The organism is Polaribacter vadi (genome assembly GCF_001761365.1).
Classification (GTDB): Bacteria; Bacteroidota; Bacteroidia; order Flavobacteriales; family Flavobacteriaceae; genus Polaribacter; species Polaribacter vadi.
Window position 1 is genome coordinate 819025 of record NZ_CP017477.1, and the last position, 14640, is coordinate 833664.

General features: G+C 28.9%; 13 protein-coding genes. 9 read left to right on the forward strand and 4 right to left on the reverse strand.

Going from position 1 to position 14640, the window contains the following annotated elements:
- Positions 1-33: 33 nt before the first annotated feature.
- Positions 34-972 carry a transcription antitermination factor NusB gene (nusB, locus tag LPB03_RS03700; protein WP_065319216.1) on the reverse strand — a complete coding sequence of 313 codons (939 nt, stop codon included), beginning with the start codon at positions 970-972 and terminating at the stop codon, positions 34-36.
- Positions 973-1121: 149 nt separating this feature from the next.
- Between nusB and LPB03_RS03705 the strand changes: the two genes are divergently transcribed.
- The gene (locus LPB03_RS03705; protein WP_065319392.1) at positions 1122-2876 is read left to right on the forward strand and encodes an ABC transporter ATP-binding protein; all 1755 of its coding nucleotides are present in this window, start codon (positions 1122-1124) and stop codon (positions 2874-2876) included.
- 73 nt (positions 2877-2949) lie between these two features.
- Positions 2950-3312, forward strand: coding sequence for a PUR family DNA/RNA-binding protein (locus LPB03_RS03710; RefSeq protein WP_065319215.1), 363 nt, complete (start codon positions 2950-2952; stop codon positions 3310-3312).
- Positions 3313-3513: 201 nt separating this feature from the next.
- Here LPB03_RS03710 and LPB03_RS03715 read toward each other — a convergent pair whose 3' ends face one another.
- Together LPB03_RS03715 and LPB03_RS03720 are read right to left on the reverse strand one after the other, a co-directional pair.
- Positions 3514-4596, reverse strand: coding sequence for a chorismate-binding protein (locus LPB03_RS03715; RefSeq protein WP_170324210.1), 1083 nt, complete (start codon positions 4594-4596; stop codon positions 3514-3516).
- An 85-nt stretch (positions 4597-4681) separates the two neighbouring features.
- Positions 4682-5098 carry a PaaI family thioesterase gene (locus tag LPB03_RS03720; RefSeq protein WP_065319214.1) on the reverse strand — a complete coding sequence of 139 codons (417 nt, stop codon included), beginning with the start codon at positions 5096-5098 and terminating at the stop codon, positions 4682-4684.
- Between the two features lie 72 nt (positions 5099-5170).
- Between LPB03_RS03720 and LPB03_RS03725 the strand changes: the two genes are divergently transcribed.
- From LPB03_RS03725 to LPB03_RS03755, 7 genes are all read left to right on the forward strand, one after another.
- Entirely contained in the window at positions 5171-5671 is a 501-nt protein-coding gene (locus tag LPB03_RS03725; RefSeq protein ID WP_065319213.1) for an IS1096 element passenger TnpR family protein, read from the forward strand.
- Positions 5672-5942: 271 nt separating this feature from the next.
- Entirely contained in the window at positions 5943-6842 is a 900-nt protein-coding gene (locus LPB03_RS03730; RefSeq protein ID WP_065319212.1) for an ABC transporter ATP-binding protein, read from the forward strand.
- A 19-nt stretch (positions 6843-6861) separates the two neighbouring features.
- Complete coding sequence (locus LPB03_RS03735; RefSeq protein WP_065319211.1) at positions 6862-7707, forward strand: ABC transporter permease; 846 nt, start codon at positions 6862-6864, stop codon at positions 7705-7707.
- Between the two features lie 80 nt (positions 7708-7787).
- Positions 7788-8033: a T9SS type B sorting domain-containing protein gene (locus LPB03_RS03740; RefSeq protein ID WP_065319210.1), complete on the forward strand. Its 246-nt coding sequence runs from the start codon at positions 7788-7790 to the stop codon at positions 8031-8033.
- 73 nt (positions 8034-8106) lie between these two features.
- On the forward strand, positions 8107-9735 hold the full coding sequence (locus tag LPB03_RS03745; protein ID WP_065319209.1) for an acyl-CoA carboxylase subunit beta: 1629 nt from the start codon (positions 8107-8109) through the stop codon (positions 9733-9735).
- A gap of 218 nt (positions 9736-9953) precedes the next feature.
- Positions 9954-12047: a phosphate acetyltransferase gene (gene pta / locus LPB03_RS03750; protein WP_065319208.1), complete on the forward strand. Its 2094-nt coding sequence runs from the start codon at positions 9954-9956 to the stop codon at positions 12045-12047.
- Positions 12048-12049: 2 nt separating this feature from the next.
- The gene (locus LPB03_RS03755; RefSeq protein WP_065319207.1) at positions 12050-13237 is read left to right on the forward strand and encodes an acetate/propionate family kinase; all 1188 of its coding nucleotides are present in this window, start codon (positions 12050-12052) and stop codon (positions 13235-13237) included.
- Between the two features lie 79 nt (positions 13238-13316).
- Here LPB03_RS03755 and LPB03_RS03760 read toward each other — a convergent pair whose 3' ends face one another.
- Complete coding sequence (locus tag LPB03_RS03760; RefSeq protein WP_065319206.1) at positions 13317-14474, reverse strand: T9SS type A sorting domain-containing protein; 1158 nt, start codon at positions 14472-14474, stop codon at positions 13317-13319.
- Between the last annotated feature and the right edge of the window lie 166 nt (positions 14475-14640).

The following is a 14640-nucleotide window of genomic DNA, read 5'->3' on the forward strand; positions in this document are numbered from 1 at the left end:
AAAATAATAAATAAATTGTCTTTAGCAATGAGGTTACAATAAACCTCTACCTATTTTAACAATTCTTTTATCTTTTGTTAATTCTTTTGAAATTTTATCTAAAACTCCATTGATAAAATAACTACTTTTTACGGTTGAATAATCTTTTGCGATTTCTATATATTCGTTAATAGTTACTCTTGTTGGTATGGATGGAAACTCAATAAACTCTGTAATTGCCATTTTAATTAGAATCATATCAATATCAGCAATCCTATCTGCTTCCCAATTTGGCGTTTTATCTGCAATATCTTGCTCGTAATTTTGTTGTTTTAGAACTGTTTTTCTAAATAACTTGCTTACAAAAGCCTCATCATCTGCATCTTTATACAAAACACCTATAATAAAATTATTACTCGCTTTTTGTTTGCTTAAAGATCTTACAATCCAAGTGTTTACAAAAGGAATATCATCAACCCAAGAAATCATCTTATCTTCATAATAATCTGCTAACTTTTCATTAGGAGCAATTATTTCTTTAAAAAAGTCAATTACAAAAGCCTGGTCTACTTTATAAGAATCTTCTACAGTATCTAAATATTTTTTATATAAATCACTTTTTTGTAATTCATCTAAAATAATTTTAACGTACTCACTATCTAATTCCCAGTTATTTAAATTATTTATTTCAATATAACTTTCAATACTTATGCTTTCTGCTATAAGATTGATCAATTTATTATCAATAAATTTTGTGTTGGGTTTTAGGTCTTCTTTTGTGGCAAGAATTTTCTTTTTAGAAAGTGCCATTCTTTTTGCTGCTAGTTTTTGAACTTCCACCAAAAGTTGAAGGTTTAAAACGTACAAATCGAACATTTTTAGAACACTGTGTTTTAGAAATTTCTCTTCTCTAATCAAATCTTGATTTAGAGATTGCTGCATAGCATATACAGATTGCATTACTTTAACTCGAATATGTCTTCTGTTAATCATTATAAAGAACTTAAAAGGCTTATTTATTTGCGTTGCAAAAGTAGTGTTATTTTACTTTTTGATGCGTACTTTTTTAATTCTTTTTTAAGAAAATATATCTTAGCGAAACTCGTATATTCGTGCTTTATTTTAAAAAGCAAAAAACTCGTTTGAAAGCATTACAATATTTAAATAAATATTTCTCGAAATACAAATGGCGTATTTTAATTGGTTTACTCATTACTATTTTATCGAAACTTTTAGCATTACAAGTGCCAAAGATTATTGGTGAATCTTTTAATGTTGTAGAAGATTATTTAAAAGACAAAACAATTGATATAGCGTCTGTTAAAAAAGAACTTTTAATAAATGTACTTATTATTATTGGTGTTGCTTTATTAAGTGGTTTTTTTACGTTTTTAATGAGACAAACACTTATTGTTACTTCAAGATTAATTGAGTTCGATTTAAAGAACGAAATTTATCAACAGTACCAAAAACTATCGTTAAATTTCTACAAAAAAAATAGAACTGGAGATTTAATGAACAGAATTAGCGACGACGTTTCTAAAGTTAGAATGTATGTTGGCCCAGCTGTAATGTATACTATGAATATGATTGTGCTTTTTGCAGTCGGTTTTACGCAAATGGTTCAAGTAGATTTAAAACTTACCTTATATACGCTACTTCCTTTTCCTCTTTTATCGATTTCTATATTTTTCTTAAGCAAAGTAATACATAAAAGAAGTACAATTGTTCAAGAATATTTATCTGAACTAACCACTTTTAACCAGGAATTTTTCTCGGGAATAAATGTTGTAAAATCTTATGGAATTGAGAAATTAATCATAAAAGATTTTGATAAAATTTCTGATATGAGCAAGGAAAAAAATATTCATTTACAGAAAGCAAATGCGCTCTTTTTCCCTTTAATGCTATTTTTAATAGGTATTAGTAACTTAATTGTAATTTATGTTGGTGGTAATCAATACATAAATGGCGAAATACAATCTGGAGTTATCATAGAGTTTATAATGTACGTAAATATTTTAACTTGGCCAGTAGCTGTTGTTGGTTGGGTAACATCTATGGTGCAACAAGCAGAAGCTTCGCAAGCAAGAATTAATGAGTTTTTAGATCAAGTGCCAGAAATTAAAAACGAGAGTGAAACATCAACAGAAATTCATGGAAAAGTAACTTTTAAAGACGTTACATTTACGTATGATGACACTAATATTACTGCTTTAAAAAATATTAATCTTACAGTTAACCCAGGAGAAACTTTAGCTATTTTAGGAAATACAGGTTCAGGTAAATCTACTATAATTGAGTTAATTTCTAGATTATATGATACAACAAAAGGTACCATTTTATTAGATGACAAACCTATTGAACAAGGTAATTTAAATGATATTAGAAGTCAAATTGGTTTTGTGCCTCAAGATCCTTTTTTATTTTCTGATACCATTGGCAATAATATAAAGTTCGGTAAAGAAGATGCCACAGAAGATGAAATTATTGAAGCTGCAAAAAATGCTGTAGTTCACGATAATATTATCGAATTTACAAATGGTTACAACACCATTCTTGGAGAACGTGGAGTAACACTTTCTGGAGGGCAAAAACAACGTGTTTCTATTGCTAGAGCTATTATTAAAAATCCTAAAATTTTAATTTTTGATGATTGTTTGTCTGCTGTAGACACAGAAACTGAAGAAAAAATACTTTCTAATTTAGAGAAAGTGTCAAAAAATAAGACGACTTTTATTATAAGTCACAGAGTTTCATCAGCAAAAAATGCCTATAAAATAATTGTTTTAGAAGAAGGAGAAATTATACAGCAAGGCACTCACAATCAACTATTAACACAAGAAGGGTATTATAAGAATTTATACGAACAGCAACTTTTAGAAAAAGAAAATTAATCTTTAACATTGCTACGTAAAATATTTTATTAGATTTGTAAACTAACAAACAATAACTACTATTATAAAGATTATGGCAGAGAGAGTTGAACAGGAAGAAATTTTTTCTCAGGTATTAAGAGCTGGAAGAAGAACCTATTTTTTTGATGTAAGATCTACAAAAGCAGACGATTATTATCTTACTGTTACAGAAAGTAAAAAATTTACACATGATGATGGAACTTTCCATTATCAAAAACACAAAATTTATCTTTATAAAGAAGATTTTTCTGATTTTCATGAAATGTTAAAGAAAGCTACAGATTATATAGTTAATGAAAAAGGTGATGAAGTAATTAGCGAACGTCATCAAAAAGATTTTAAGAAAGAAGAAAGCACTGAAGAAGCAACAACTTCACCAAAAAGTTTTACAGACATTTCTTTTGATGATATCTAGCAATACTTGCAAACTATTTTATTAGCAAGTTTGCAGAATTTTTTTAATTAATTTATATCATTAAAGCTTTTAAAAGAATTTTAATTCAGATTCAATTTACAATTATTTTTACTAAAAAAAACCGTAAGCGAACGTTTACGGTTTTTATTTTTTTATATTTTTTTATATTTTTTTTAGTTTGAAAAAAAGATCCAAATTTAATTACAAAACCTTTTTCATTGTTTCACTTTTAGAAACGGTTTCCTTCCATTCGTTCTTTGGAATGCTATCTTTAGTGATACCTCCTCCAACATAAATCGATGCTTTATTATGGTTGATTTCCATACATCTTAAATTTACATATAATTGCGAACTTTGAATAGCTCCATTTGATTTTTTAAGATTTAATTCCCCCAAAAAACCAGTATAAAAACTTCTGTTATAATTTTCATTTTTGATGATAAAATCTCTTGCCATGTTTCTTGGCAAACCACAAACTGCTGGTGTTGGATGCAAAGCTCGTATTAAAGATTTTAAATCGGCTTTTTCTAGTAACTTTCCTTCTACTTTAGTTCTTAAATGCAATAAATTTCCAGCTCTAATAGTTTCTGTTTTATCAATTTTTAAGTTCGATGAAATTGTTGCCAATTGCTTTTCTATAAAATCGGTTACTAATTGCTGTTCTTCTAATTCCTTACTTTTCCAAACCACGTTAATTTGTTCAGTAAATGTAGATTCTGAATCTTTATTGGCAACTTGCGTTCCTGCTAAAGACATTGTTTTAAAATTAGCATCAGAAATTTGCAACAAGGTTTCTGGAGTTGCTCCTAGCCACAACCCTACATTGGGATGAAACCAAACATAAACAAATGCATTTTGATACTTTTTTAGTAATTTTTGATACACTAAAAGCAATTCAAAGTCAGATAACTGAACTGATTCTTTGCGTGAAATTACTACTTTTTGAAGATCGCTTTTATTAATTTCATCAATGGCTTTTTCTACAATTTTAATATGATTTTCTTTGGAATCTTCATCAACCAAAGATTCATTTTTATCAAAATTAAAATCGTTTAACAACAATACTTCTTCCAGAAATGTAGCTTTTTCTGATGGAAATAAAATTGCCTTTTCATCAACATTAAAAGGCGTAAAAACAAAACCAGATTCTGTAAAATTTTCTGTATACATTAACGAATCATCATTCACAAAAAACCCAGAAATCTTGTTTTCATTAGGTTTTCTATAAACTACAAAAGGTAACTTATCTTTGTAAAATGCTGTGATTGTGTTAAAAATCTTCAATATAAATAGTTTAATAATTCTTCTTTACTAAATTTAAAATTTGATAAAATCTGCTAAAAATTCCATCAAAAACTCAAATCAATTATTATCTTTTTGCTAAAATAATATTCGTCATTTTAGCAATAGAAATTAAATTATCTTCTTCATCTACAATTTTAACTTCCCATAAATGAGTTGTTTTTCCTTTGTGAATATTTTTGGCAGTAGCAAAAACCACACCTTCTCTTTTACTTTTTATATGATTTATAGAAAGCTGAATTCCGTTTATAAAATGTTCTTTACTATCAATAAAAAAATTGGAAGCTGCACTGCCCACAGTTTCTGCCAAAGCTGCAGTTGCTCCTCCATGTAATTGTCCATAAGGTTGATGAACTTTAGGTGAAACTGGCATTTTAGCTGTTAAAAAATCATCACCAATAGCAACATATTCTATATCAAGCGTTTCCATTAATGTATTTTTATTACGAGCATTAAATGCTTTTAGGAGTTCTTTTGTATCCATTCTAAAAAGGTTTTATCTTGTAAAAATACGCATAAAAATTTGTATTTTTGCCATTGAAAAGAGCAAGAGATTATGTACAAAATAAGAATTATTTTAGATACCAAAGAAGATATTATTAGAACTATTTTAGTTGAAGAAACTATTAATTTAGAAATTTTGCACAAAACAATTGCTTCGTCTTTTGGTTTTGCTGGGCAAGAAATGGCTTCTTTTTACAGAACTGATGATGAATGGACTCAAGGTGAGGAAATTCCGTTATTTAATATGGCAGAAGCTGGCGAAGATATTTCTATGAAAAGTTGTATTTTAAATGAAACGTTGCCAGAAGAAAACAGCAAACTTATTTACGTATACGATTTCTTAAAAATGTGGACTTTTTATGTAGATGTTGTTGAAATATCGGACGAAAAAAGAGACGATTTACCTCAAATAATTTTAACTGTTGGCGAAATTCCTGCAGAAGCTCCAGAAAAAGAATTTGTTGCAGAAAAAATAGACGATGGTTTTGGTGATGAAGATGATATTGATGATGAATTTGGACATTTTGATGATTTCGATTATAATGAGTATTAATTGTTGTGTAATTGTGTAAGTGTTGAATTATGTAAAACGCTGACTATTAAATATTATGTAATTATTTCCAAGTGATAAAAAATTGCCACGAATTCACGAATTTATTTAAGTATAACCTTAAAATAATTCGAGAATTCGTGGCAAAATATTTTTAGAATACTTTTTCCATAAAATTGGAAACTGAATACTGCTACTGCCAACTGTAAACTGTATATTGTAACAAATTCGTACTTTAGTCGTCTTATTTTTATAACTGACTAAATCAATTTCTTTGGAAACAATCTTATCTCTCAAAAATCTCGATAAAAAATACGGAGCTGTTCATGCAGTAAATAATCTTTCTTTTGATATTCAAAAAGGAAATGTTTACGGAATTCTTGGACCAAATGGCTCAGGAAAATCAACAACTTTAGGCATTATTTTAAATGTTGTAAACAGAACTTCTGGCGAATTTTCCTGGTTTAATGGAAATTTATCTACCCATGAAGCACTTAAAAAAGTAGGCGCAATTATAGAACGTCCAAACTTTTATCCTTACATGACTGCAACTCAAAATCTGGCGTTGATTTGTAAGATAAAAGGAATATCAACAGAAAAAATAGATGAAAAATTACAAACTGTAAATCTTTTTGAAAGAAGAAATAGCAAGTTTAGCACCTTTTCTTTAGGAATGAAACAACGTTTGGCAATTGCATCTGCATTGTTAAACGATCCAGAAATTTTAATCTTAGACGAACCAACAAATGGTTTAGATCCTCAAGGAATTCATGAAATAAGACAAATCATCAAAAAAATTGCAGCAAATGGAACCACTATTTTATTGGCTTCGCACCTTTTAGATGAAGTTGAAAAAGTTTGTTCTCATGTGGTTGTTATTAGAAAAGGAATAAAATTATATGCTGGTAGAGTTGATGAAATGACAGCTTCTAAAGGTTTGTTAGAACTAAAAATTGACACAAATGAAGCTGAGTTAATACAACTTTTAGAAAATCATCCTGCAATTTTAAAAGTAACAAAAGATCACGAAACGATTATTGCAACTTTGAATAGTGAAATTTCAGCAACAGAAATTAATCAATTTTTGTTTAATAAAGGTTTTGTTTTAAGCCATTTGGTAAAACGTAAACCAAGTTTAGAACAACAATTTTTAGATTTAACCAACAACAACTAATCAACTAAAATACAAAGTCATGTTAAGACTACTCACTATAGAATTTCATAAATTAAAATATAATAAAGCAAGTAAAATATTATCAATTATTTATTTTGGCTTGCTTACATCAATAGCATTAATTGCAGCCATAAAATTTGAGTTCGGAAGTTTTAAAATACATTTGGCAGATGCAGGAATTTTTAACTTTCCTTATATCTGGCATTTCAACACCTATATTGCTTCCATTTTAAAATTCTTTTTATTGTTAGTAATCGTTTCAATGATGTCTAACGAATACAGTTATAAAACTTTAAAACAAAACTTAATCGATGGTTTAAGTAAAAAAGAATTTATTTTATCTAAATTCTATGCAGTTATTGCTTTTGCAGCAGTTTCTACCGTTTTTGTTTTTATTGTTTCATTAGTTTTGGGTTTAATATATTCAGATTATAATGAATTTGCAATTATAGTTTCTGATTTAGAATATTTAGTAGCTTTCTTTATAAAATTAGTCGGTTTTTTCTCTTTTGGATTGTTTTTAGGCATTCTCGTAAAACGATCAGCTTTTGCTGTTGGTGCTATGTTTGTTTGGCTAATTATAGAAAGTATCTTTAAAGGATTTTTATATTGGCAATTTCAAGGTTCAGATAATTCAGGTGACAAAGTTGATAGTATTATGCAATTTCTTCCACTAGAAGCCATGGCAAATTTAATAAAAGAACCGTTTTCTAGACTAGGAGCTGTTAGATCTGCTGCCAATACAATGGGTGAAATTTTCACAAAAAGCTATTCTGTAGATTTTTTAAACGTTTTAATCGTTTCTTTCTGGACGTTTATCTTTATATTTTTATCCTATAAATTATTATTAAAAAGAGATTTATAAGTTATTTATAATCATTGTAATTTCAATAAAAATTTCAAGAATGGAGTATCATAATTAAAAAATGATACTCCATTTTAATTTTGTGCATAAAATGGTTTAAAGTTATAGTAAGAAGACTCTATTATTATTTATTTCTTATTATTTTTAGCAGATATGGAAAATTAGTAGCACAAGAACCAATAGACAGCCAAGGCTGGAATGGAATGTATCAAGGTAAATTATTACCATCTGATGATTATTGGTTCAATATTACATTAATTCCTGCTGATACTACAAAACCAACCATCAACAAAAAAGGAAACTTTTCACTTTTGAGGAAACAGTAAAGAATGGATAGTTTTATAAAATATTTCACATTTATATTACTTAAATTAGCTAAAAATTAAGAAATCGATTTATATGGACATCAACTTTAATAAAAACGAAGATTACAATAAACTATTAGTTTCAGATTTAAGAAGACGTTTTGCCAAAGTAAAATTAGGTGGAGGTCAAAAAAGAATCGATAAACAACATGAAAAAGGTAAAATGACAGCTCGTGAAAGAGTTGATTATTTATTAGACTCAAATAAAAAATCGATAGAAATTGCTGCTTTTGCAGGCGAAGATATGTATGCAGAACATGGAGGCTGTCCTTCAGGAGGTGTTGTTGTAAAAATGGGTTATATAAAAGGCAAACAATGTATTGTTGTTGCCAATGACGCTACTGTAAAAGCAGGTGCTTGGTTTCCTATCACTGGAAAAAAGAATTTACGAGCGCAAGAAATATCCATAGAAAATAGATTACCCATTATATATTTAGTGGATTCTGCTGGAGTTTATTTACCAATGCAAGATGAAATTTTTCCTGACAAAGAACATTTTGGGCGCATTTTCAGAAATAATGCTGTGATGAGTTCTATGGGAATTACGCAAATTTCTGCAGTAATGGGAAGCTGTGTTGCTGGTGGTGCCTATTTACCAATTATGAGTGATGAAGCTTTAATTGTAGATAAAACTGCGAGTATCTTTTTAGCAGGAAGTTATTTGGTAAAAGCAGCCATTGGCGAATCTATTGACAATGAAACTTTAGGTGGTGCAACTACACATTGTGAAATTTCTGGAGTTACAGATTATAAAGCCAAAGATGATAAAGATGCACTTGACAAAATAAAATTTATTGTTGATAAAATTGGTGATTATGACAAAGCTGGTTTTAGCAAAACTGAAGCTTTTGAGCCAAAAGAAAATCAAGATGATATTTTTGGAATTCTACCAAAAGAAAGAAATGCACAATATGATATGTTAGAAATCATAAAGCGTTTGGTAGATAATTCTGAATTTGAACAATATAAAGAAGGTTATGGACAAACCATTCTTACTGGTTATGCAAGAATTGATGGTTGGGCAGTTGGTATTGTTGCCAACCAACGTAAATTAGTAAAAACAAAAAAAGGAGAAATGCAATTTGGTGGAGTAATTTACAATGATTCTGCTGATAAATCCACACGTTTTATAGCCAATTGTAATCAAAAGAAAATTCCATTAGTTTTCTTACAAGATGTTACTGGTTTTATGGTGGGTTCTAAATCTGAACATGGAGGAATTATAAAAGATGGTGCAAAAATGGTCAATGCAGTAAGTAATTCTGTAGTGCCAAAGTTCACAATTGTTATCGGAAACTCTTATGGAGCAGGAAATTACGCAATGTGTGGTAAAGCGTATGATCCACGATTAATTGTGGCTTGGCCAAGTGCTGAACTAGCTGTAATGAGTGGAAACTCTGCTGCAAAAGTGTTGTTGCAAATAGAAACTGCTTCACTTAAAAAACGTGGTGAAGAAATTACTCCTGAAAAAGAAGCAGAACTTTTTAATAAAATAAAAACGCGTTATGACAACCAAGTTTCTCCATATTATGCTGCTGCAAGAATTTGGACAGATGGTGTAATAAACCCTTTAGATACCAGAACTTGGATTTCTATGGGAATTGAAGCTGCAAACCACGCTCCTATTGAAAAGAAATTTAATATGGGAGTTTTACAGGTTTAGGGAATTATAACTAAAGTTTTTGTCCAGTTTTGTCATGCTGGAAGCATCCCAAACAATAATATAAAAGACTCTTCCAGAGTGACAAAGTGATTGGGAAATATGAAAACAAAATAGAAAGTCAAAACAATAAACACTACCTATATTTCAATCAATAATTAATGACTAATATCACAATTAGTCATTTTTTTATGCCTTATTTTTGCAATAAATTACTAAAAATGAGTAAATCTATTTATATAACAACTATTGAACCTAATAGTGGTAAATCTTTAATATCTCTTGGTATTTTAAGAATGATGCTTAATCAATCTTCTAAAGTTGGGTATTTTAGGCCGATTATCAACAAAGGAGAAAATAACGAATTCGACAACCATACAAACACAGCAATTAATTATTTTAATTTAGATATTGATTATAAAGACTGTTTTGTTTACGAACAAAGTGAAGTTGTAGAATTAATTAGCGAAGGCAAAACTGATGAGGTAATTCACAATATCATCAAAAAATATAAAAATTTAGAAGCTACTTACGATTATGTGTTAATTGAAGGTACAGATTTTTCTGGTGATGGAGGTTTTACAGAAGTGGATGTAAACTTAATGATTGCTAAAAACTTAGGAGTTCCTGTTTTAATTGTGGGTGCTGGAAATGGAAAAAAGAAGAAAGATTTTATCAACACAATGCAAATTACCTACAATTCTTTTGTACAAAAAGAAGTAGATGTTATTGGTTTAATTGCTAATAAAACTGAAGTAGATGAAATTGAATATATAAAAACAGAATTGCATAAATCGATTCCAAAATCGGTGCAAATAGATGTAATTCCAAAGGTAAATTACTTAGCTTTTCCAACCGTAAAAGAAGTTGTTGAAGCATTAAATGGAGAAGTTTTATTTGGCGAACAATTTTTAAATAATTCAATTGGCAGTTATAGTACAGGTGCTATGCAGTTGCGTAATTACATTACTCGAATTAAAAAAAATGCTTTGGTAATTACTCCTGGAGACAGAGCAGATATTATTTTGGGAGCTTTACAAGCAAATGCTTCTAGCAATTATCCAAAAATTGCAGGTATTATTTTAACAGGAGGTTTAATTCCTGAAGATTCAATTCTTAAATTAATTGAAGGTGTGCAATCTACCATCCCAATTATTTCTGTAAAAGGTGGTACTTTTGGTGTTTCAAACCAAATTGGCTCTGTAAAACCAAAAATTTACGCTAGCAATACTAAAAAAATTGTGTTGGCTTTAGATACTTTTGATAAACATGTAAATCAAAAAGGATTAACGAGTATTTTATCGAATTTTAATTCTGATAAATTAACGCCAAGCATGTTTCAATACAATCTTCTGCAGAAAGCAAGAGCCAGCAGAAAACATATTGTTTTACCAGAAGGAAATGATCAAAGAATTATAGAAGCAGCAGCTCGTTTACAGTTATTAGATATTGTAGACTTAACACTATTAGGAAACAGAGAAGATATTCAAATGAAATGCGATCTAATTGGTTTGCAAATAAATTTGGATAAAATAAATATTTTAGATCCTGAAGATTCCATCCATAATAAAAATTTTGCAAAAACTTTATTCGAAGCTAGAAAACACAAAGGCTTAACAGAAACCACAGCAAAAGATTTAATAAGAGATGTTTCTTATTATGGTACTTTGATGATTTTAAATGGTTTAGCTGATGGAATGGTTTCTGGTGCAGTGCACACAACCATGCACACTATTAAACCAGCATTACAAATTATTAAAACCAAACCAGGCGTTTCTGTAGTTTCATCCGTATTTTTTATGTGTTTGTCAGACAGAGTTTCTGTAATGGGCGATTGTGCTGTAAATCCAAATCCGAATGCAGAACAATTAGCAGAAATTGCAATTTCATCAGCAGCATCTGCAGAAGCATTTGGCATCAAAGCAAAAGTGGCAATGTTATCTTATTCTTCAGGAAGTTCTGGAAAAGGTGAAGAAGTAGAAAAAGTTAGAAAAGCAACTGAAATAGCTAAAAAATTGAATCCAGATTTGTTAATTGAAGGACCCATTCAATATGATGCTGCAGTAGATATGTCTGTTGCAAAAACAAAAATGCCAGATTCTAAAGTTGCTGGTCAAGCTTCTGTATTAATTTTTCCTGATTTAAATACTGGGAATAATACCTATAAAGCTATTCAAAGAGAAACTGGAGCTTTGGCAATTGGCCCAATGTTACAAGGACTAAACAAACCTGTAAACGACTTAAGTAGAGGTTGTACAGTTGATGATATTTTTAATACAGTTTTATTAACAGCAATTCAAGCAAATCAAGCATAATTATGAATATTTTAGTTTTAAATGCAGGTTCATCATCTATAAAATATCAAGTGATAGAAATGCCTTCTCAAACTGTAAAATGTGTTGGTTTGGTTGAAAGAATTGGTTTTGAAGACGCCATTTTTACCCATGAAAAAAATGATGAAAAATATTCTGAAATTGTATCAATTTTAAATCATGAAATTGGTTTACAAAGAATTGCAAAAACGTTGTTAGATGCAAAAATTGGAGTTATAAATTCGGTTGATGAAATTGAGGCTGTTGGTCACAGAGTTGTTCATGGAGGTAATAAATTTAGCGAAACTGTTATCATTACTGAGGATGTAAAAAATAACATTCACGATTTATTTGATTTAGCGCCTTTGCATAATCCTGCAAATTTAAAAGGCATCGAAATAGCTGAAACTATCTTTACATCAGCAAAACAAATTGCAATATTTGATACGGCTTTTCACCAAACAATGCCAAAAGAAGCGTATCAATATGCCATTCCTAATTCTTTTTTAGATAAACACAAAATAAGAGCTTATGGTTTTCATGGAACAAGTCATAAATACGTTTCTGAAAAAGCAATTGAGTATTTAGGAGAAAAATCTTCAGAAAAAATAATTACCATTCATTTGGGAAATGGTTGCTCTATGGCTGCCATAAAAGATGGAAAGTGTATTGAAACTTCTATGGGTTTTGCTCCTTCTAATGGGTTAATTATGGGAACAAGATGTGGAGATATAGATCAATCTGTTATTTTCTTTTTGATGAAAAAACTCTACAAATCTATGGATGAAGTTGCCAATTTGTTAAATAAAGAATCTGGATTGCAAGGTTTAGCTGGCTTTTCTGATTTACGCGAAATTTCTGAAAAAGCAGCCAATGGAAATTCAGATTGCCAAAATGCTTTGAATTTAGCAGCTTATAGAATTAAAAAATATATTGGTTCTTATACTGCTGTTTTAAATGGAGTAAACGCGATTGTTTTTACAGCAGGAATTGGAGAAAATTCTGCTATAATGAGAGCATTAGCTTGTGAAAATTTAGATTTTTTAGGTATTGATTTAGATGAAAATAAAAATAACCTTAGATCTAAAGATATTAGAGAAATTCAATCAAATAAATCTAAAGTAAAAATATTGATAATTCCTACAAATGAAGAAATTGAGATTGCAAAACAGTCTTATCAGCTTATAAAATAACATTTATAAACATTAAAAGACCTTTCAAATTTAAAAATTGAAAGGTCTTTTTTTAAGCAACTCTGAAAATGTTTGTGGATTATTTTTTTACAAATCTTTTTGTAGCCATATTTCCTTTATCATCTTGTACTTTCAATAAATAAACTCCATTTACTAAATTTTCAATATTTAATTGATTCTTATTTGAAGTGATAATTTTCTTTCCAAGAACATTATAAACTTCAACATTTGTAACCGTAAAATTACTGTTATCAATATGTAAAACTGAAGTTGCTGGGTTTGGATATATTGCAAAATTAACTAAACTAAAATCATGTGTTCCAGCAGTAGCTTCATCATAATTATACGTTGTTCTATAAGTAGCTGAAGATCTTTGTAAAATTTTATTAAAAATTCCATCAGCAGAAAATATAAAATCAATTCCTGTTTTATCTCTAAAAGGATGTGCATAACTCGACATTAATTTGCTTGTATCAAAAGTTATGGTTTCCTCTTCTCCTTCTATCAAAACGTTATTGTCTAAATAATAATCTTTTTCTATAACAGCATTTCCATTAGCATCATATGTATATTCAGATTTGTAATCAGTTACCCAATTTGCTCCATCCCAAGTCTGACCATCTTCTACAATAATTCTATCATTAGCATCATAAGTGTAAACTGTTCTATCAGAAGTTACCCACTCATCTACTTCCCAACTATCAGATTTTGAGACACTAACTTTACCATTTGCATTATAAGTTAATGTTATATTCGATGAATCATCACCATAAAAATATTCAGATAGAGCTCCATCCCATTCTTTACTTATCGCAGAAGAAATTTTACCATCAACGTATGTAATATCAAAAATGAGCGTTACAATCCAATTACCTCCAACATTTTTCCAGTTTTTAATTTGATTTAAATTTCCATTAGTATCATAATAATTTGCTGTTCTATACTCTTGTTTTAAAAGACCATCTTCATAGTTGTTATAATATTCAAGAAAAACCTTATCATTATTAGGATAAGTGAATGTTGATTCATAAGATTTTATCCATGCAGAAGTTGAGCTTTCCCAATAAAATTCAACTTCTTTAGTTAAATTTTTATTACTATCATATTCAAAATCTGTTCTATTGCTATTTACCCAATCTGTACCATTATAGTATTCAGAAAAACTAGACGTAAGCTTATCCTGTCCTAGGAAAGTAGTTGCTATTAAAGTAAAAAGTAAAAAAGTAATTTTTTTCATATTTATATGTATTTAAAATTTTAATAAAAATATTAAAAAATAGAGAGATATCAATACCTAGTATTAGGTATATTTACTAAGAAATCATCAATCAAAATAATTGTAAATCAACTTTCAAATTTTTATATTTGCGTGTTAAATAATTTACAGAAAACAATCATTATAA